Here is a 19,333-nt window from a genome sequence, read left to right as displayed (position 1 = left end):
CAGACAATCAGACAAGCAGTAATCCAAACAACCAGGCAAGCAGACAATCAGGCTTGCATGGTTACAGGCAATCGCAAAGGAGAAGAACGAATGCGCATCGCCATAGCCAACGCCAAGGGTGGGGTCGCGAAGACCACGTCCAGCATCTACATCGCCTCGGTCATCGTGTCCAGGGGAGGCAGAGCCGTCGTGTACGACGCGGATCCGCAGTCCAGCGCGAGCCTGTGGGCTTCCGCCGCCGAACAGACCGCGGGCCCGCTGACGTTCGACGTGCTGCCCGCCAACCAGGCCACGCTCCGCCAGCTCGCCGCGGGATCGGATCCGGACGAATGGGCGATCATCGACGCGCCGCCGCAGGGGCCGACCCTGGACATGGCCATCAAGGCGGCCGACTTCGTGATCGTGCCGGCATCGGACTCGCCCATGGATCTCCAGCAGGCATGGAGCACCCTCGACATGGCCAGGATGAGTACGCCCGCCGCGCTGCTGCTGGTCAAGGCCGAACGCAGCACGAAGGCGTTCCACGACACCATGGACGCCCTCAACGCCATGGACACGCCCCGGTTCGACACGATCGTGCCGAAGGCCCAGTCCTACAAGCGTTCGCTCGGCACCAACCCGCACCAGCTGGGCGAATACCGCGACCTCGTCACCGAACTCCAGCAGATCGCCGGAAAGCAGGAGACCATGCAGGGCAATTATCAGCCGCTGGCACGACCGGTACCATTCGATGACGTGCTGCGCCAACAGAACAAGACCTCCAAGACCGCGGACGAACCGTTGGTCATGCTTTCATTGCGCATACCCGTGTCGCTCAAGACCCGGCTCAAGACCACGGCCGCCGCGCACGACCTGCCCATGCAGCAGCTCCTGCGCGCCGCTATCGAGCGCGAGCTCGACCGGCTCGGCGGCGACGACGAGCCGTAATCCGTCGGACAATCAAGCAATCAAGCAATCCAGCAAGCAAACAACTCAACGACCAAGCATTCAAGCAATCAACCTGCAGACACGATTCCATGAGACGCGCCGCGTCTGCGGAAAGGAGCCACTATGGACTATTCGATGGAGGTCTCCGCGCTCGGCGACCGGATCAGCATCGGCGAGGAGGCGCACGTCATCACCCTCGGCGTGAGCACGGGATTTCCCGCGGGTTCCACGGCGGGTCTGGCATACACGCTTTCGCCGTTGCAGGCCCGTGTGTTCGGTGCGCAGATGCGCGCGGCTGCGGACGCTGCGGAGGGGCATCCGGGCATGCCGTCCGACGAGGAGGTGAACGCGGCGGCGAAGGTGTTCTGCGGCGGCGTGTGGAACGGGTTCGATCCCGCCACCATGATGCCGACCGAACGGTTCGACCGGTTCTGGGGCGACGGCGAGGGCCACCAGCTCTATCTGGCGATCGCACGTCACGCGCTCATCGCCGCCCGCATGTCCATCCTCGCCGGACAAGCCGAAAGCTGACAAGCAGACAAGCCCGCATGCAGATAATCAAACAATCAAACTTGATTGCATGCAGGCAATCGGACATGCAAGCAATCAAGCAAGCCAACAATCAGGAAAACAAACAATCCAACAATCAGGAACGGAGCAGAACCATGAACGACAACCACAACGAAGACGAAGCGCCCTTCGATGGCACGAGCGAGGATTCCACGCTCGAAGACCAGATGAGCGCGCACATCGCGGCCATCGCCGCCAGCGGCGTCGCCGCCGAAGCCGAGGCCCTGGCCAACCGGCAGGCCGACATGGCGGCCAGGGAACGCCGTGAAACGCGACTGGCAATCCTCGCCGCCATCGCTATCATTGGCGCTTTCGCTATCTGCGTCATTAAAACGTTAAAAAAATAGGGTCTTCGGAATATATAGTGGAATTACTTTCTTAATAGTTTAAAAACAACTGGTGTTTAAATCGGATTTTCTGGTGGGATGTTAGGAAAATCAATAGTATTATATAAAAGTATCAATCACATACGAGTGATACTTTGGGAAAAAAATAAAATAGTCCAATTTACTTGACCGTGTACTATGGTACATGGTTTATAATATTCAGGGGGTGAAATAAGATGATTTATCGCATTAGTGAGTTTGCAGATAAATGTGGAGTTAATAAAGAAACGATCAGATATTACGAGCGAAAAAATTTATTACAAGAACCTCACCGAACGGAAGCTGGTTATCGGATATATTCATATGATGACGTTAAGCGTGTTGGGGTTATTAAACGAATACAGGAACTTGGTTTCTCTTTAAGCGAGATTTATAAATTACTTGGTGTTGTAGATAAAGATGAAGTTCGTTGTCAAGATATGTTCGAATTTGTTTCTAAAAAACAAAAGGAAGTGCAAAAACAAATAGAGGATTTAAAACGAATTGAAACTATGTTAGACGACTTAAAACAACGATGTCCAGATGAAAAGAAATTACATTCGTGTCCAATAATAGAAACATTATAACATGAGAGATTAATTAACGAAAGGAGCTTTTTTATGAATAAATTTAAGGTAAACATTTCAGGAATGACTTGTACGGGTTGTGAAAAACACGTAGAATCAGCACTTGAAAAGATAGGTGCTAAAAATATTGAGTCTAGTTATCGTCGTGGTGAAGCAGTATTTGAACTGCCCGATGATATTGAGGTTGAAAGTGCAATAAAGGCGATTGATGAAGCAAATTACCAAGCCGGAGAAATTGAAGAAGTATCATCACTAGAAAACGTGGCGTTAATTAATGAAGACAATTATGACCTTCTTATTATTGGTTCTGGTGCTGCTGCCTTTTCTTCGGCAATTAAAGCTATAGAATACGGTGCAAAAGTTGGAATGATTGAGCGTGGAACGGTTGGGGGAACCTGTGTGAATATTGGCTGTGTTCCGTCAAAAACTCTTCTTAGGGCAGGGGAAATCAATCATTTATCAAAAGACAATCCGTTTATAGGTTTACAAACATCCGCTGGAGAAGTGGATTTAGCTAGTTTAATCACGCAAAAGGATAAATTGGTGAGCGAACTTCGGAATCAAAAATATATGGATTTAATTGATGAATATAATTTTGATTTAATTAAAGGTGAAGCAAAATTCGTTGATGCTAGTACGGTTGAGGTCAATGGGACAAAGTTATCTGCAAAACGCTTTTTAATTGCAACAGGTGCATCGCCTTCGTTGCCCCAAATTTCAGGACTTGAAAAAATGGACTATTTAACTAGTACAACACTTCTTGAGTTAAAGAAAATACCAAAACGATTAACTGTAATTGGTTCAGGATACATTGGAATGGAGCTTGGACAACTATTTCATCATTTAGGTTCAGAAATAACGCTTATGCAAAGAAGTGAGCGACTTTTAAAGGAGTATGATCCTGAGATTTCAGAGTCAGTTGAAAAAGCGTTAATTGAACAGGGTATAAACCTTGTCAAAGGGGCGACTTTTGAGCGTGTTGAACAAAGTGGAGAGATAAAAAGGGTTTACGTAACAGTAAATGGCAGTAGAGAAGTCATTGAATCAGATCAGTTACTTGTTGCCACTGGAAGAAAACCAAATACGGATTCTTTAAATTTAAGTGCAGCAGGTGTTGAAACTGGAAAAGATAATGAAATCCTGATCAATGATTTTGGTCAAACAAGTAATGAAAAGATTTATGCAGCAGGAGATGTGACTTTAGGACCACAATTTGTATATGTAGCAGCCTATGAAGGTGGAATTATTACTGATAATGCTATTGGTGGATTAAACAAAAAAATAGATTTATCGGTAGTTCCTGCTGTTACGTTTACGAATCCGACGGTTGCAACGGTTGGTTTAACAGAAGAACAAGCAAAAGAGAAAGGGTATGATGTGAAGACATCTGTATTACCTTTAGATGCTGTTCCAAGAGCAATTGTAAACCGTGAAACAACCGGTGTATTTAAACTAGTAGCAGATGCAGAAACACTAAAAGTATTAGGGGTTCATATTGTATCTGAAAATGCAGGAGATGTCATCTATGCAGCATCATTAGCTGTTAAATTTGGCTTAACGATAGAAGATTTAACAGAAACCCTAGCACCATATTTAACAATGGCTGAAGGGCTAAAATTAGTTGCACTTACGTTCGATAAAGATATTTCGAAATTATCTTGTTGTGCAGGCTAAGGGAACTTTTTTACAACTCCCTATTCAAGTGAACCAGCTAATGCTTTAAGGGATTTTCTAAGTGCATTTGTGGTCACAAAAATAATTTAACACTGATGATTTCGACATCAAATCTATAATTGATACCTTAACACCGCAGAGTAATAAAGGATGAATAATATGTCAGACTTATTATCCCTACCAGACATTAAAACAATAGAACCGCCACAAGAAAATGAAACCGATATGATGTTTAAAGTTGAAGCAGTCGGACCACCTGAACGTTGTCCTAAATGTGGTTTTGACAAGTTGTACAAACACAGTTCAAGAAATCAACTAATTATGGATTTGCCCATTCGTTTAAAGCGAGTGGGCTTACAATTGAACCGTAGACGATACAAGTGTCGTGAATGCGGATCTACCTTCTGGGAACGCCTAATATCTGTAGATGAAAAGCGTAGTATGACCAAAAGGCTTTTAAAGTCCATTCAAGAGCAATCCATGTCTAAGACCTTTGTAGAAGTCGCAGAAAGCGTTGGTGTTGACGAGAAAACCATTAGGAACGTTTTTAAGGACTATGTGGCACTCAAAGAACGTGAATACCAGTTTGAAACTCCTAAGTGGCTTGGGATAGACGAGATACATATTATCCGTAGACCTCGGCTTGTATTGACTAATATTGAACGCAGGACTATTTATGACATCAAGCCTAACCGTAACAAGGAAACAGTCATCCAACGTCTTTCAGAAATCAGTGACAGGACTTACATTGAGTACGTCACAATGGATATGTGGAAGCCCTACAAAGACGCAGTGAACACTATCCTTCCACAAGCTAAAGTTGTCGTAGATAAGTTTCATGTAGTTAGAATGGCTAATCAAGCCTTAGATAACGTCAGAAAGTCTTTGAAAGCCCATATGAGCCAAAAAGAAAGACGTACCCTTATGCGTGAAAGGTTTATCCTTCTAAAGCGTAAACACGATCTAAATGAACGTGAATCATTCCTCTTAGATACTTGGTTAGGTAATCTTCCTGCTTTAAAAGAAGCCTATGAACTCAAAGAAGAGTTTTACTGGATATGGGATACTCCTGATCCAGATGAAGGTCATCTTCGTTATAGTCAATGGAGACACCGTTGTATGTCCAGCAACTCTAAAGACGCATATAAAGACCTCGTGAGAGCCGTAGACAACTGGCATGTTGAAATATTCAACTACTTTGATAAAAGGCTCACTAATGCTTATACGGAGTCAATTAACAGCATTATTAGGCAGGTAGAGCGAATGGGTAGAGGTTACTCGTTTGATGCCTTACGAGCCAAAATCCTTTTCAATGAGAAGCTCCATAAAAAGCGTAAGCCACGATTTAATTCAAGTGCTTTCAATAAAGCTATGTTATACGATACTTTCAATTGGCATGAAGTGAATGATCACGACATTACAGACAACTTAGGTGTCGATTTTTCCACACTTATTAAGAATTTGGAGAAGGGTGATTTATAAGCCCTTTTCCACCATAAAATCCGAATACCCAAAAATATACATGACCCGGACGATAATCACTTTGATAAATATAGAAAATTAACCCAATTAAACCAATTGTTCCTCAGATTGCATTAGGCCAATAAGTCGCCGAGTTAAACTGACGTTTTTCTTTAGTTTTGCGGTTCTTGTTTCAATAAACAGAAACCGCCTATTTTTTGACGATAAAGAAAAGTAGCAGATATAAAGCAATAGGATAAACAATAAAACACAGCTTACATAATACAGGCATTGATGAGACGTAAGAATAAAAATCATACTCAAATACATTGATGCGGTAAATGAGAAAACTGACAATGCAATGCGATAAAGTATTTTTAGTGGACGAATTTCTTTCGTCAATCCTTCAAACACCTTTATTGAATCATAAAGGATGCTTCCTAGAACGTAAACTGACAACCAGTAAAAAACAACCAATGTAAAAGAAATCACCAAATTGGCCAACAATAACTTATGCTGATGCACGGATGAGCAAACATAGACCAGAATCACAAACGACAATCCGATACTATTAAGAGTCCTATTCCATCTTCCTACACTGCGAAACACATAGCGCTTTCTTTTCCTATTGGCGACATTGCATAGCTCTTTTTCCGCTTCGTGCAATCTATTGGATAATTCCTTCAATCGAGTACGATAATTCACAGATATATCGCCTATGCCGTAAAGCATAGTGAAACAAAACAATAAACCAAAAATAAGAAGAACACCAAGTCCTTTCCCATACCGGAGAATCAGACTAGCGGATGACAGGCCGAGAAAGCAGACGGAAAGATTACTGAATCGTATGAGCGTTCTACCCATAGATCTGAATCTAAACATATGATTTTTTGAAAGATCCTCAACTGCGATACCCACGGAAAGACCCGCAACTATCGCCAATAAAGCGAGGATAATAGACAGGCCTGCATCTTCTGCAAAACAGGGGAAAGCTTTTAGTATAGATTCCGTCTTATCCCAAGAAGATTTTTCTGCCAACTCATTTAAAGATAATTCCTTATAATGACGGGCTATGGCCGAAATAGAGGATAATATTATTCCAATAATAAGCCAGAAAGACTCATATCCAAGCCATCGTAAAAATTCAGCGTTTTCAACCTTGTTGTCATTATATATACTATCTAGGTCGATTCCCTGATTACCAACCGAAATATGATATTCATTATTGCGATATAGCGGACTTTTATAAGGTGCGGAGATATGTTTTTCATGTATTATCATATTGTATACTTCCTTGTACGTAATCATCTGCAATTCATCGACAATGTCTTATCGACTGCGAATCCGCGTTCCATATAGTCCTCATTATCTACATCATGCCCGCATTTGTCGAAACTGAAATAGATGCGAAATACAATGTTATAGACGACCTCTGCGTTATGTTACAAATACTCTAAGTCCATATTCTTAACCATAATTCGTGTCCGCAGCCGGATGGTCCTAGGATTGCTAATGTGACTCCAGGCTATCCAGCTACGGATGACCTATTGCAGTTCGCCTGCCAGGTATGGTTTCCACGAAGGCGAGGTTGCTGCCGCGTTCGAGTGAGTGGAAGTCCTGCATGGCGTATCGCCAGGATTCCTCCCAAGTGGCCGGGTTGCCGTGTATGCGTAGCAGGGATTGGAGAGTCGTCGAGAACAGGTTCGGGTCCCGTGTGAAGCGGTCGGCCAGTTTGATGGCGCCGCTCTGCTTGTGCTGCGCGTCCAGGTTGTCGGTCCTGCCGCGGAACGCGTGTTCGAGGTTGCGGCTGACATAGAACAGACGGTATGGAATCAAGACGGTGCGACCGCCCTGCTTCTTCCTGAATCCGTCGAGTTTGAGCAGGGAGCCCACGCCGTTTCGCTTGGTCGTCCGGTCCGCGATCAGAGCGTCGCGGTTCGTGGTGACAATGTCGGTCGTCGAATACAGGGTTTCTTCCGCTGACGGGTTCTCCCGCACGCTGTCGTCAGGCGCGAACGCACCGTCCAGATCGCAGATCTGGATGACATGGCCGAGCTGGCCCCATGTGCGATCATGGTCCTTGAGATAATACTCAACGAGTTCGCGCACCGTTTGCGAGGGTTTGTCCGCGGGGTAGAACCCGTTGCGCCGATGGAATTCCTCGCGGTGGTTCGGCGCGGTCAGCACGTCGCAATGGAATTCCTGACCTTGGAACAGGCGGTTCTCGATCAACGCCGAGAACGCCGGCACGAGCAGGCTGGCGTCGCTCGTGCCCTCCACGACCAGCAGGACGATCTTGCGTTTAGCCACGGTCCGCCTCCGTCCCGGCGGCATTGAGTGCTGCCAGATCGTCGTCGATGTCGTCGTCCTCGTCGGGGTGGCCGGCGGCGTAGAGGCTGTTGCCGAACATGCGCGGTATGGGCGAATCATAGATGTCGGGGCCGTTCCATCCGAGCTCGCTGGCTGTCAGGTACCGTTTGCGCTGGTTGTTCGTGGAGGACTTACGGGGGATGGTCGCGAACCGGTTGTCGGGATCGGTCACCGTCGTGCGAATGCAGCTGTTCGGCAACACCTCCAACGCACGCAGGTTGTGGGCGGTGAACACCAATTGCCCCGCGCACCCGTCCGCCAACTGGTCCAGCATGTCGCCGAGCAGCAGTTCGAACACGCCGGAGTCGAACTCGTCCACGGCGACCAGCGCGTTCTCGTCGTTGTACGCGTGCTTGAGGTAGCCGAGCAGCGCGGTGATGCGTATGATGCCCTCGCTCTCGCAGCGGAAGGGCACCATGACGTCGCCGCGGCGCGAGAACAGTTCCGCGGTGACCCGGTCCTCGCCGTCCTTGCCGGAAGGCGCGGTGCCGGTCTTCAGCAGGACGTGCAGGCCGGGCACGATGGTGGGCAGGATGCGGTCGAAGGACTCCACGGTCTGTCCGAGCCGCTTCGCCTGGCCGGGGGTCAGTGGATTGGGCTGCAGCAGGTCGAACGGGAATTCCGTGTTGCGGCCTTCCGGGTTCTCCTCCATGATCGGGATGATCGCGAACGCGGCGTAGGAGCCACGACGGGTGGTGGACACGAAGATGTCGTTGGTCGCGTAACCGCACAGCGTCTCGCGCAGGCGGACGAACTCGCCGAAACGCTCGTTGATATACGTCAACGACCTGGAGGACACGCCATTCGTCTCCCGCACACGGGCCACCGCCCAGTCGATCAGGAACTCGGCGTCCGGCCGGTCGTCGAGCGTGGCGCACCGGGAGAACAGGAACGAACGCCCTTCCATGTACGCGCGGTCCGCGGTGCGCGAGACCACGGTCTTCACCGAACTGACCGCCTCGATGGAACGCCACACGTAGACCGGGGTCGACACGAACCCGTCCGCCTCGGAATCCTCCATACGATGCCCCAGCACCTCACGGCCCAAACGCGAGGGATCGTCGCCGATACGCACCGATTCGGCGACGACGCGCGCCCGCGTCGAATCCGGATTCGCCTTGCGCATGGACACCCTGTACTCAAGATAGCTCGGCTTCTGCTTATCTCCAATGAGGAACGTCGCCGTCACGGTCGCCGAACCGGCGCTGGCGCTGACGACATCACCGGCGGTATCCGGCAGCATATTCCCGGACAACAGCGCGCGCAGTATCCCGATGGCGTCGATGACGGTGGTCTTGCCCGACCCGTTCTGCCCGTAAATACCCGTGACGCTGCCGCCGGTGGGCAGATCATCGAAATCCAAGACGCCATGCGATATGTTCCTCATGTCATCCAGAACAAGTCTTTTCAAACGAATCATCACATTGCCATTCTCTAAAACTCACAATAATCAATTTTTAATTGAAATACATGACTATTATACAGCGTAACCTGTGTGCATACCACCGCGTTTCGTAATCAGATCATAACCGGAGCGACACAACAGCCCCGATCCACGATGAGGTGGTTCGACCGAGGCAACGTTTGTCCGCCGCAGAGGAACCCGACGCGGGGTGATGCTGATGGTGCGTTCGGGGTCCGGCGGCCGGCCGTCGGGCTTGCGGGCGTGCTTTTCTTCCAGGGACCCGGGAGGAGGCGGGTTCTGGAGTCCCCGTCTCCTCCCTTTCCCGGAGAGGGGCTTGTGATTGCATGTGGGAAAGGATTTCGTATGAGGTTCGGGAAGAAGGGTATCGGCGCGGTGGCGTCAATCACGGCAGCCGCGGCGTTGCTGACATGTCTGGTTCCGGTTGCGTTGGCCGATAACGGCGGTGGCGGTTCCGGCGAGGGAGGCGGAGGCGACCATGGCGGTCCTTCTCAGACCGCCGACGTGCATTGGATCTACAAGGATTCATGGCCGGCCACGCTGGATGGCATGAAGTCAGCGCTGCGCGACGCAAACGTCACGCTGTCGTCGGACCTGTCTGATGGCGCGAACGAGTACGTGGACATGAACAAGACCTTGAGCGACGCGATCGATGAGTGCCGGCGCTCCTATACGGGTGAGGGAAACGCGGACTGTCGTATGGTGGCCGTCGGATACGCCCGGCTCGGGAACGGCTTGTTCAATGGCAGCTATGTGAGTTCGAATGCGAAGAATCGTTGGGAGGCGCAGTGGAGGGCCGAGGCGAAGGGCGACTACACGTATCAGGGGCAGAAGTACTCGACCTCGACCACGTGGAAGGACAAGCTCGGCACACGCAGCGTTGACTCTCTGGCGCAGGAGTCGATCAACTCCAACCCGAACGCCTCGTTCCGCGTGATTGTGCTGGCGCAGAACCAGCCGCCGGTCGATTACAAGCTGAACGTGACCACCAGCCACAAGCAGAAGACCGACATGCAGGTCGGCTCCACCGACCCGGTCGGCGACGTCATCCACGCCGACAACGGCGGTTCCGCGATCAAGGAGACGTTGAACGGCACCGCGATCATCCATTACGAGAACGGCCCCTACCTGCCCGCGAAGAGCGTGAGCAAGCCGATCAGCTTCTCCAGCAATGGGGACACTCAGCTCGACGATCTCGCCTCGCCGAAGGATTTCGGCATGAAATACTGGGCCGAGGGCACGTACTGGATCGACATCCAGGTACCCAAGCAGGGCCGCATGCAGGCGGCCGTGGACACCGCGGACCGCGATCCGGCCGAATCCTGGAAGGTGAGCTCGGTGCCGCCCGAACCCCCGGTCAAGAAGATCGAGGACGGCGTGAGCGCCGACCGGATGACGAACCGCACCACCATCACGTACGGCACCGGCCGCGGCGGCTACGAGATGCGTTTCCGCGACGTGATCGAACCCAACGGCGTCGAATACTCCGTGGACAACTACAGGCTCATCGACAGGACCGACGACAATCGCGACGTTTCCGGCGAGTTCGAAATCAATTGGGACAAGGCGTCGAACACGGTGTCGGCCGCGCGTTCGGCGGACAAGGGCGAGATGCCCATGGACCATGTCTACGAGTTCAGCTTCGACGTGACCGTGTCGAAGCCCTCCGACTTCCAGCAGGTCAAAGACCATGCGTGGGGCCAGTGGAACCACGAGCCCGAGGCCGACGCCGGAAAGAAACAGTTCGATACGTGGCGGCCGAATCCCGACAAGAGCTGGATCCGCCTGAACGCGAAGGGCCAGTGGGAGGCGGTCATCGACCCGAAGGAGACCAACCGGACCGGCGCCGACGATATGACGCTTCTGGACGGGGACCGGGTCGCCTCGGTGGTCAACGGCACCATCGCCAAGAACCTCATCCAGGCCCCGGAAACCCTGACGCTCACGGACGACTGGTCGGCCGCCGACTACCTGTTCGACGCCGACGACAAGTCGAAGATCAAGGTGTACGAGGCCGATGCCGGCACCGATCGCGAGTCCAGCGTCACCGACATCGCCAACCACGGCAGGGACGTCACCGACCAGTGGACGATCACGATGGAAGGCACCACGGTGACCGCCACCGCAGGCCGGGCCTATCGCGAGGGATTGAAGGGATTGAAGACCGCGAAGCAGGTCACGCTGCTCATTCCCGGCAAGGCGGCCTACGCCAACGGCAAGGGCGCGGGCCAGGTGCGCGACGACTTCGGCAAGCAGGCGAGCGACGAACTGTCGTTCTGCACCGCGCCGGACGGCAAGGCGCTGACGAACAAGGGCTCCCAGACCGTCAACACGCACACCATCCCCACGAACGAGCCGAAGATCTGCGGCTACATACCGCCCGTCGTCAAGGACGTGGTCGGCGAATCCTCGCAGGGAGGCGACCAGGCGTCCGTGGACGGCAGGGTCGTCTACCCGGGCCAGCGCGTGGAATACCGTCTGGAGACCCAGCCCCACCTGCCCGGCAATCTCGCGTACTCGGTCAGCGAGGTGGCGGTCACCGACACCTATGACGAGCATCTTGAAGTGGACAAGCAGACCCTGGAGGTCACCGACCTGTCCACCGGCAGGTTCATCCCGAAGACCGAGTACGAGACCCAGTGGAACGACGCGCAGCACGCGGTGCGCCTCGTGTTCTCCGACGGGTACGTGAAGACCAACTGGCGCAACGGGGCGAACCCGCGCATCATCGTCCGCTTCGAGGGCACGGTCGCCAAGGACGCGCCCACGGACACCAAAATCGGCAACCAGTGGGCCCTGACCCTGAACAACATGATCACCCCGAGCAACAAGGTATGGAACGAGCCGCCCGACTTCACTCCCGTGAAGAAGGACACCCAGGCCGACCCGTCCATCAGCATCGACGGCAAGACCGCGCTGCTGGGCGACCGAATCTACTACCGCGTGACCATCGACGCCAAGCAGACCAACCAGGCCTACAAGGTCTGGAGACTCGGCATGACCGACGACTGGGACGACGAATACCTCTCCCTCGACGCCAAGCGCATCGAGGTCACCGACACCGCTACCGGCAAGGACGTGACCGCGAAGTTCAACATCGCGGCGATCGACGGCGTCGCCTACGTGTACGCCAAGACCGCGGACACGAAGGTGCCGGCCACCGGCGAGACCATCAAGGGCGACCCCCAGCCCAAGAACCTCAAGGAATACGCCGAAAAGAAGGACCACGACCCGTTGAAGGAGCCGGCCATCGACCAGTCGATGCTGGGCACGAGCTACGAGGTGAGCCTGCCGATGACCGTCATCAAGGTCACCGACGGACATATCGTGAAGAACAAGGCCACGCAGGTCGTCAACGACACCCGCAAGGACACCAACGAGGTCGCCAACCCCCTCAAACCCGTCAACCCGTCCAAGGACGTGGTCGTGAAGGTGGACGGCGAATCCATCGACAAGCACAGCGTGTACCTCAACAGCCTGTTCCTCTACCGCCTCGACAGCTCCGTGCTACCCGCGCACCGCGCCTACCAGAAGGTCACCGACTGGAGCATCACCGACCCGCTCGACACCGAGCATGACCAGTACACCGGCCAATGGGCCGTGTACGCCATGCGCGACCTGACCGAGCAGGGCAGGGTGATCGCCCGCAAGGGCGTGAAGATCGCCGGCAGCGGCTTCGACGCCAGTGTGTATGGCGGCGAACTGTTCACCCTTACGCAGGATGACAAGGGCGTGGTCACCGTTACCGCGACCCAGCGCATGCTCGACCTCGTCAGCGGCAACGACGAAAGCGAGCAGGCATGGACCGCGTTCATCCAGTGCAAGCGCGTCAAGACCGGCGAACACATCGCCAACCGGTTCGACGAAACCCTCAACGGCACCAAACGTCCATCCAACCAGGTCGAGACGCACACGCCCGACATGACCCCGAGCCTGAAGATCGAGAAATGGGACGAGGCCTCCGGCTGGCCGGCCGGCGACCGCGACCAGGTCAAGGACGCGCTGGCCATGCAGGGCGACACGCGCATCGTGTTCACCATCACCAACACCAGCACCACCGACCCCGACACCAAGCAGGGCGCATGGTACCGAACCAAGGACCTGAACCTCAAGGACCAGCTGGTCGCCGGCGACGGCCGGGTGACCGATCTCGAATATCCCGCCGATTGGGACAGCCGTGTCCTCAAGCCCGGCGAGAGCGTCGAGGTCAAGGGCATCCTCAAGGGCGTGACCGATCATCACACCGACCGCGCCACGGTCACCGGCACGCCGCTGGTCGAATGCGTCGTCTCCGACCCGGATCCGTTCGACGGCAAGGACGAGACGTCCGCACCCGATGACGCGGTCACGATCGACGGCAGGCTCGTCTGCCCCGACACCGAAGTGGTCAGCAACACCGACGACTGGAACGGCTACCGGACCGGGCTCGCCCATACCGGCGCCGCCATCCAGGGCGTGATCGCAGCGGCAATCACCCTGCTCGCCGTCGGCGTGGGACTGGTCGCCGCCCGCCGGTTCAGACACGGGAACAGTGCTGGCGGCCGTCACTCAGAATCGGCGCAGTCCAGCGATATCGCGGATACCGACGAGGATGTCGCCGAGACTACGGATGAGATTCCTTACGAATCGTCCGTGATCTGACCCGGACGTCGGACCTGCTTCCCGTCATGATAGTTCTTCCAGTCGGAGTATCTTACGATTGGAAGAACTATCATGTATTCATCAAATTATTACGGATTACAATTGATGTTTCTTTTGGCGCGACGAAAGAAGGAAACATTCTATTAGAATAGAGTCATTTTTTTGAAATAATGACCTTAATCTGGTACAATATTCTAATAGAGTATGTCAATCCCAAAGTTCATATGATATTTGACAAGAAACGCTTTTCTATGCCATATTGTCAAACTTCAATATCCCAAATGTATGATTATTTAATAACTTGTCGCGGAACCATCCCATATAGCTCTGTTTAGACCCCATCTAAATACTAGCAATCCTATACTCATACTAACTATGCTTGCAACTATAAGGTAAACCACATCAAGCATAAACATACTGGTATAGCCGGTTAATGCCCCCCGGAGAGAACTCAATATCCGCGTGGTTGGCACATACCAACTAATCGATTGAAGCCACTGTGGAAGAATTTCGACCGGATAAAGTACTCCGGAAAATAATGTCGTAAAAGTTGTCAACAACCATGTCACCGGGTCGCCTTTCTTTGTAACCAAAAGAACTCCTCCACCCGCGAGCCCGAGGCCAACAAGTGTGAAGTAGCCGAGAATCATGACCAATATGAGTTGCCACGGGTTAACGTTGAAGGGGATAGAGAATGCAATCCCAAAAAAAGTGATCATTAAAAACGTGCCGATTACCAATTGAATAAATGAGCTAACCGCAGCATATGCAATCACTCGGCCAATAGAAAATGGTGTAGTCAAAACAGCTTCCAATGTACCTGTCCGCTGCTCAGAGGATATTAGTTGCGAGAAACCGGAGAGAGAAGAACTCATAAAACCAGTAAAAAGCGCTCCAGAGACCAGAAACGCCATCACGCTTCCACCATAATTCTGTAATGAAGGAAAACTGTTTCCCTGCTGGAGAAAAACAGCCAAGAAAGCAAACTGAACTATGCCAACAACCGCTGAAACAACACCTAGCATCAAGGAGAGCTTATAAGTTACGAGTTCAAGGAATTCTCTCCGCAAATACAGGTAGAGGCCGATTAAAAAAGAATGCATTTTATCTACTCCGGTCATCAATTACTTCGTTGACCTCGATCCCAATTCGTTCAAAGGATTGAAGCACTGATCCAAGAGACTTACCAACAGGTATATCAACCTCGACCTCGGACTGAGAAATCACACAAGACACTTCGGGAATTGATGCAATGGATTCAGGGTCAAGAGATCCGACTATTCTAAAACGCTTGCGGGCAGTAATGGAGTCTCGAGTCTCGAGATGAACACGTGTCGCATTCCCATTTTTAAGATATATTACATTTCCTGTGGAGGTAGCAAGGTCGGCCACGTTGTGGGTAGAGAATAGTATACTAGCTCCGTCGGCGCTCTTGTCCGTCATGGCTTGATAGACAAGCCTGCATGACTTGGCATCTAGGTTTGCCGTAGGTTCATCTAAGATATAGAGACTGGCTGGCGCAGCGAGCGCTCGCGCAAGTCCTAGTCGCTTTCGTTGCCCTAGGGATAAGTGCATGAATGGAATATCCTGCAATCCAAGCAAATCGAATCTGTCCAGAGCCATGTCAATTGACGACATTGCAGTCCTGCCATAAATGCCACGAAGCGACAAGAAATAGCGGAGATTTTCGCGGGCTGACAAGCGATAATAAAATGATCTTTCGGAGTAGAGCGAGCTCGAGAGCCTTTGCAGTGCACTCCCTCTCTTCTGATAAAGATCCGAATCATCAATTAGGATTCGACCCAAGTGTGGGCGAAGTAGCCCCGATAGTGCTTTCAACAGTGTCGTTTTTCCTGTTCCATTACCGCCAAGGATTGGAAGAACTTGCCCTGAATCGATTTCAAGGTTCAAACTATGCAAGACTGGATTTCTCGATTTTCCATAGATCAGTGTCACATTTAATGCTCTAGCAATCATATTCCCTCACAAAGTGTAGGAGAAACAAAAGGAAAGAAAGCCGGTAGATGCGCAATAGAGTCGGTGTATTCTAGTGCCACTCGGACAGCCAAGGTGCCCAAGTCGCCTTCGAGAAATCCACTGTCAATAGGATTCGCAACAGAACAATCGATCTCTTCAAGGAGCTGATCGCGAATAGGCCGACTATCCTTGTGGCTCAAGTAGGGGTGAAGCCCTAGGACTATTCCCGCTCGGCCATGGCATATAGAGTTATCAACAAGACCGATTACGCCAAGATCATGTACTTGACTGGTATTAACCTTCAGGGGAGCAATAGCGGCATTCAATAGAGATTCCGCAATTATTGGATCAACCGGTTTCAGCATTAGCGACAAAAAATAGAAGGGCATGTTGCCGTAACACCAGGCATACCGTCCATTACTAACGGTTTCAGTATAATCTGAGGAAGAGTATGGAAGTATGTAGTTTCTCGAGTGATTCGAAATATCAACAAGCTGCCTTATCGCAGCGAATGGTTCCATATTATTATCATGGTTCACATCCGAAAGAATGCAACTCATCAATACTCCCAAAATACCATGCGCGTAACCATAGTCGGTGGTCGTCTTCTGAGCCACGGAATCCTGTCCCGAAGTGGCTGATAAAGACCCGAAGGCGTGGAAATTCGAAGTTGCTAATAGTTCGCAAAATCTACTGCAAATCTGCCGAGAAATCAATCGCAGCCCATCGGACCGGAATCGCATGCCATACAAAACCACGCCAGAGAGTCCGGATATAACGTCGTAATATTCGGATGATATTGGCGCATTCACGTTTGATAAAAATGTCAATTGTTGTCTTGCCTGAAAGACGATCCTCGATTCAAGTTCTCTAATCGCGCCTTGATATCTGCTTCCTCCACGGGAAATCGACTGCAGACACCAAGCCAATAGTGTGGTCCCCCCGAACAGTCCAATTCCAATGTTTGGGGTATGTTTATATTCCAAAATCATGCTTGTCGCGTAGTTGTGAGCCTGAACATCATATCCAGCATCGGGAAATAATGCGTCAAGGACACTTAAATATAGAATTGCGGCAGGAGTCCCTCCGTTAATGTTAAAGCTTTTCGTACGATTAGCCTCTTGATACCGAATGGGGATGATATCTTCGAGATTACTTGCAATGAGGGTCACCTCCTGTTGAATGTCATTACGTGTCTTCATTCCTCACCTCCAAAATCTGCGGATCTTAGATGATTGAGAAGAGCCCGCCAGAATATGGCCTCGTCTTTACGATCAAGCCCAAGGCGATTTGCAGACATGTGTGCAATAGATTGCTTAACGTCTTGGGCTGAAGCATTACTTTGAAGCTGGCAGGATGAAAAACGCGCAAGAACCTCTTGCATTTCGTCGGTAAACACTTCGGGCATATCGTCGGAACTAAAAACACTTCGCAGAGCTCTGGCGGCTTTTCTAATAGAATGCCGATCTGCTTCAAACTCATGTTCATAGCTTTCTGCTACGGCAGATACGTAATGTCTGGTGAACCCCAGTTGCTGGATAAGGAAACACATATAATTGCTTTTGGCTTTTTGTACCTGCTCGGGGGTATCCGATGATAAGCGGGTAAACATCTTAACCAGTTGGGTGCTCTCAAGACACCAGAACGATTCTAAATATTTAAAGCACTCGGGACCTCCATACCGTGAATACTCGGGAAGTCTAAGATTGAATTCGACATCTGTCGCGAGGCGTAGCGAGAGTACCGAATCGCAAAACACCCGAATGAACGTGTCGTCAAAGCTTCCCCGCACGCGGATACGTAAACTTGGGCGACCTTCCTCAGAGTAGCGAACAAAGTATGCTTCGAGACCAGCGTCATCAAGAACATCAAAGGCAGTTGCAAGAACCCTCTCCTGATTAGAGTCGTTGCATAGCACAACAAAGGTAAAAGCGGTTGAACTCTCTAGAACGGACCGTTTTGACAAGTCTAGATTGAGACCGACGGGCGGAATCTGAGCGACAGGCAGAGTCGCCGTCTCCGCCCAATCAGTCGAAGAAACCGAAATGACAATTTCCGTAGCAAACCTAGCTTTATCGTCTGACTCAGACTTCGTAACACCTAAATCTTCTGGTTCGACGCCTCTCTCTATCCAGATATCCTCATCAGAGTTTTCGATGACGTGCTTTAGGAGTCGAAGATGGTCGAAAGCTGAAGTATCAAGCAGAATCTTGTTGTCTGACGCACCAGCATAGATATATCGAGGAACTTTTCGATCAGCCAAAACTCGTTTCAAATCATCAAGCGTCCCAATTCCCCTATTAGTCAACTTCCATTTCTCTCGTGATAGTATTGTGACTCCTAGGCGGATCTCCGGTAAGTGATTAGCGTGATTTTCATAACCCAACCAGCTCCAATATGGTGTGGCTTGATTCATTTGAGAGATTTGCACCAATGATCTACCTATTCCCGATAGCAAGTCTTGATTTACCAAGCCAGGAAGGTGGATATTTGCAACTTTTTGATGCCTTTCATCGAAGCAGTACATCTTGCTGGAACTCTCGAAAACTGAGATGTCTGACAAACCAACGATTGAAACAGCTTGCTCGACATGAGGCAAAAATCCCAAGGATAGAGCATTCCCGGATACAGAAGAATTTCCACTTAGAAAATCCGGCCTCGGGGAATTATAACGATATAGGAGTGGTAATCTCTCGGTGCGCTCAAGGCCAGATGCTCGGGTGACAATTTCACGATGATTGTTCTTCATCTCGGCAGAGAGCTCAGCAAACCTAGCCATGGCACGTCCTGCTAAAGGGATTGTTCCAATATCATCGAACACAAAGTTGGTCGAAGCCTCGCATGTTTGGGAATTTACTTTTTCGACTTTCAGTATGACGTCATAGGATGAAGCAAATTCCACTGCCGGCCATTCTCTTAATATGCGAGAAGCATAACGGCTTAAATCGATACTTGACTTATCTGAATTTGTAAATATAACCTCAGATAGAAATTTGTTGGTCAAATCAAATCGAGCTTTACCTTGCCCTGCAGGCTGAAGGTCTTCCGATCCAAGAGGCGGAAGCAGACCAATGCCATCATAGTTATCGATAACTTGGTTGGCGGGAAAACGGAAGTTACCATATCTAGAAATATAGCGTTCCGTAAAGGATTCAATATTCCTATTTTGAGTTGAAAATGAGAACAGTCTTCCCATCAACTCAATTGCCAATCCTGTATCGTCGATGAGATTACTTGGAAACGTGCCACTGAATCGTGCCAGCGAAAATAGCTGTACGGTTGAGGTAACATCTGACGATGCTAGATCCTCCTTCCAATCCCTCATTTGATAGGAGATT

14 protein-coding genes are annotated in these 19,333 nt (G+C 50.9%); 7 read left to right on the top strand and 7 right to left on the bottom strand.

Features of this window, described 5'->3' with window-relative positions; genetic code table 11:
• Positions 1-90 precede the first annotated feature (90 nt).
• The 6 genes from MMB48_RS02785 (at position 91) to MMB48_RS02760 (ending at position 5,605) form a co-directional block, all read left to right on the top strand.
• Positions 91-927 carry an AAA family ATPase gene (locus MMB48_RS02785; RefSeq protein ID WP_032744517.1) on the top strand — a complete coding sequence of 279 codons (837 nt, stop codon included), beginning with the start codon at positions 91-93 and terminating at the stop codon, positions 925-927.
• Positions 928-1,050: 123 nt separating this feature from the next.
• Positions 1,051-1,458, top strand: coding sequence for a hypothetical protein (locus tag MMB48_RS02780; protein WP_032744516.1), 408 nt, complete (start codon positions 1,051-1,053; stop codon positions 1,456-1,458).
• A gap of 17 nt (positions 1,459-1,475) precedes the next feature.
• Entirely contained in the window at positions 1,476-1,844 is a 369-nt protein-coding gene (locus tag MMB48_RS02775; protein ID WP_230581246.1) for a hypothetical protein, read from the top strand.
• A 215-nt stretch (positions 1,845-2,059) separates the two neighbouring features.
• Positions 2,060-2,449: an Hg(II)-responsive transcriptional regulator gene (gene merR, locus MMB48_RS02770; protein WP_080714099.1), complete on the top strand. Its 390-nt coding sequence runs from the start codon at positions 2,060-2,062 to the stop codon at positions 2,447-2,449.
• Positions 2,450-2,482: 33 nt separating this feature from the next.
• Positions 2,483-4,123 carry a mercury(II) reductase gene (gene merA / locus MMB48_RS02765; RefSeq protein WP_080714717.1) on the top strand — a complete coding sequence of 547 codons (1,641 nt, stop codon included), beginning with the start codon at positions 2,483-2,485 and terminating at the stop codon, positions 4,121-4,123.
• Between the two features lie 159 nt (positions 4,124-4,282).
• On the top strand, positions 4,283-5,605 hold the full coding sequence (locus tag MMB48_RS02760) for an ISL3 family transposase (RefSeq protein ID WP_032743809.1): 1,323 nt from the start codon (positions 4,283-4,285) through the stop codon (positions 5,603-5,605).
• Positions 5,606-5,692: 87 nt separating this feature from the next.
• Here MMB48_RS02760 and MMB48_RS02755 read toward each other — a convergent pair whose 3' ends face one another.
• The 3 genes from MMB48_RS02755 to MMB48_RS02745 all read right to left on the bottom strand — a co-directional run bounded on the left by MMB48_RS02755 (position 5,693) and on the right by MMB48_RS02745 (position 9,374).
• The gene (locus MMB48_RS02755) at positions 5,693-6,892 is read right to left on the bottom strand and encodes a hypothetical protein (RefSeq protein ID WP_234896748.1); all 1,200 of its coding nucleotides are present in this window, start codon (positions 6,890-6,892) and stop codon (positions 5,693-5,695) included.
• 225 nt (positions 6,893-7,117) lie between these two features.
• Positions 7,118-7,894, bottom strand: coding sequence for a hypothetical protein (locus MMB48_RS02750; RefSeq protein ID WP_230581189.1), 777 nt, complete (start codon positions 7,892-7,894; stop codon positions 7,118-7,120).
• Positions 7,887-9,374 (bottom strand): AAA family ATPase, encoded by a 1,488-nt coding sequence (locus MMB48_RS02745; protein ID WP_012472183.1) that lies wholly within the window; start codon positions 9,372-9,374, stop codon positions 7,887-7,889. The genes MMB48_RS02750 and MMB48_RS02745 overlap by 8 nt, the downstream gene beginning before the upstream one ends.
• A gap of 348 nt (positions 9,375-9,722) precedes the next feature.
• On the opposite strand from MMB48_RS02745, the gene MMB48_RS02740 reads away from it, so the two are divergent.
• Entirely contained in the window at positions 9,723-14,018 is a 4,296-nt protein-coding gene (locus MMB48_RS02740) for an LPXTG cell wall anchor domain-containing protein (protein WP_032743783.1), read from the top strand.
• Positions 14,019-14,311: 293 nt separating this feature from the next.
• Here MMB48_RS02740 and MMB48_RS02735 read toward each other — a convergent pair whose 3' ends face one another.
• From MMB48_RS02735 to MMB48_RS02720, 4 genes are read right to left on the bottom strand one after another with little or no spacing between them, the layout of a single operon-like run.
• On the bottom strand, positions 14,312-15,139 hold the full coding sequence (locus tag MMB48_RS02735) for an ABC transporter permease (RefSeq protein ID WP_080714707.1): 828 nt from the start codon (positions 15,137-15,139) through the stop codon (positions 14,312-14,314).
• Complete coding sequence (gene ccmA, locus MMB48_RS02730) at positions 15,123-15,995, bottom strand: heme ABC exporter ATP-binding protein CcmA (RefSeq protein ID WP_080714708.1); 873 nt, start codon at positions 15,993-15,995, stop codon at positions 15,123-15,125. The genes MMB48_RS02735 and ccmA overlap by 17 nt, the downstream gene beginning before the upstream one ends.
• The gene (locus MMB48_RS02725; RefSeq protein ID WP_032743786.1) at positions 15,992-17,197 is read right to left on the bottom strand and encodes a lanthionine synthetase C family protein; all 1,206 of its coding nucleotides are present in this window, start codon (positions 17,195-17,197) and stop codon (positions 15,992-15,994) included. Before MMB48_RS02725 ends, ccmA begins: the two co-directional genes overlap by 4 nt.
• Complete coding sequence (locus MMB48_RS02720; protein ID WP_080714709.1) at positions 17,194-19,320, bottom strand: thiopeptide-type bacteriocin biosynthesis protein; 2,127 nt, start codon at positions 19,318-19,320, stop codon at positions 17,194-17,196. Before MMB48_RS02720 ends, MMB48_RS02725 begins: the two co-directional genes overlap by 4 nt.
• Positions 19,321-19,333: the final 13 nt, after the last annotated feature.

It is taken from the genome of Bifidobacterium sp. FKU, assembly GCF_026016385.1.
Lineage (GTDB): Bacteria > Actinomycetota > Actinomycetes > Actinomycetales > Bifidobacteriaceae > Bifidobacterium > Bifidobacterium infantis.
This window is presented reverse-complemented; position numbering and strand designations above follow the sequence as displayed.

What these genes read in the sequence shown, in the direction of transcription:
- MMB48_RS02785 (WP_032744517.1), top strand. Translation starts at nt 91, where the DNA reads ATGCGCATCGCCATAGCCAACGCCAAGGGTGGGGTCGCGAAGACCACG.
- MMB48_RS02780 (WP_032744516.1), top strand. Translation starts at nt 1,051, where the DNA reads ATGGACTATTCGATGGAGGTCTCCGCGCTCGGCGACCGGATCAGCATC.
- MMB48_RS02775 (WP_230581246.1), top strand. Translation starts at nt 1,476, where the DNA reads ATGCAGATAATCAAACAATCAAACTTGATTGCATGCAGGCAATCGGAC.
- merR (WP_080714099.1), top strand. Translation starts at nt 2,060, where the DNA reads ATGATTTATCGCATTAGTGAGTTTGCAGATAAATGTGGAGTTAATAAA.
- merA (WP_080714717.1), top strand. Translation starts at nt 2,483, where the DNA reads ATGAATAAATTTAAGGTAAACATTTCAGGAATGACTTGTACGGGTTGT.
- MMB48_RS02760 (WP_032743809.1), top strand. Translation starts at nt 4,283, where the DNA reads ATGTCAGACTTATTATCCCTACCAGACATTAAAACAATAGAACCGCCA.
- MMB48_RS02755 (WP_234896748.1), bottom strand. Translation starts at nt 6,892, where the DNA reads ATGATTACGTACAAGGAAGTATACAATATGATAATACATGAAAAACAT.
- MMB48_RS02745 (WP_012472183.1), bottom strand. Translation starts at nt 9,374, where the DNA reads ATGATTCGTTTGAAAAGACTTGTTCTGGATGACATGAGGAACATATCG.
- MMB48_RS02740 (WP_032743783.1), top strand. Translation starts at nt 9,723, where the DNA reads ATGAGGTTCGGGAAGAAGGGTATCGGCGCGGTGGCGTCAATCACGGCA.
- MMB48_RS02735 (WP_080714707.1), bottom strand. Translation starts at nt 15,139, where the DNA reads ATGACCGGAGTAGATAAAATGCATTCTTTTTTAATCGGCCTCTACCTG.
- ccmA (WP_080714708.1), bottom strand. Translation starts at nt 15,995, where the DNA reads ATGATTGCTAGAGCATTAAATGTGACACTGATCTATGGAAAATCGAGA.
- MMB48_RS02725 (WP_032743786.1), bottom strand. Translation starts at nt 17,197, where the DNA reads ATGAAGACACGTAATGACATTCAACAGGAGGTGACCCTCATTGCAAGT.
- MMB48_RS02720 (WP_080714709.1), bottom strand. Translation starts at nt 19,320, where the DNA reads ATGAGGGATTGGAAGGAGGATCTAGCATCGTCAGATGTTACCTCAACC.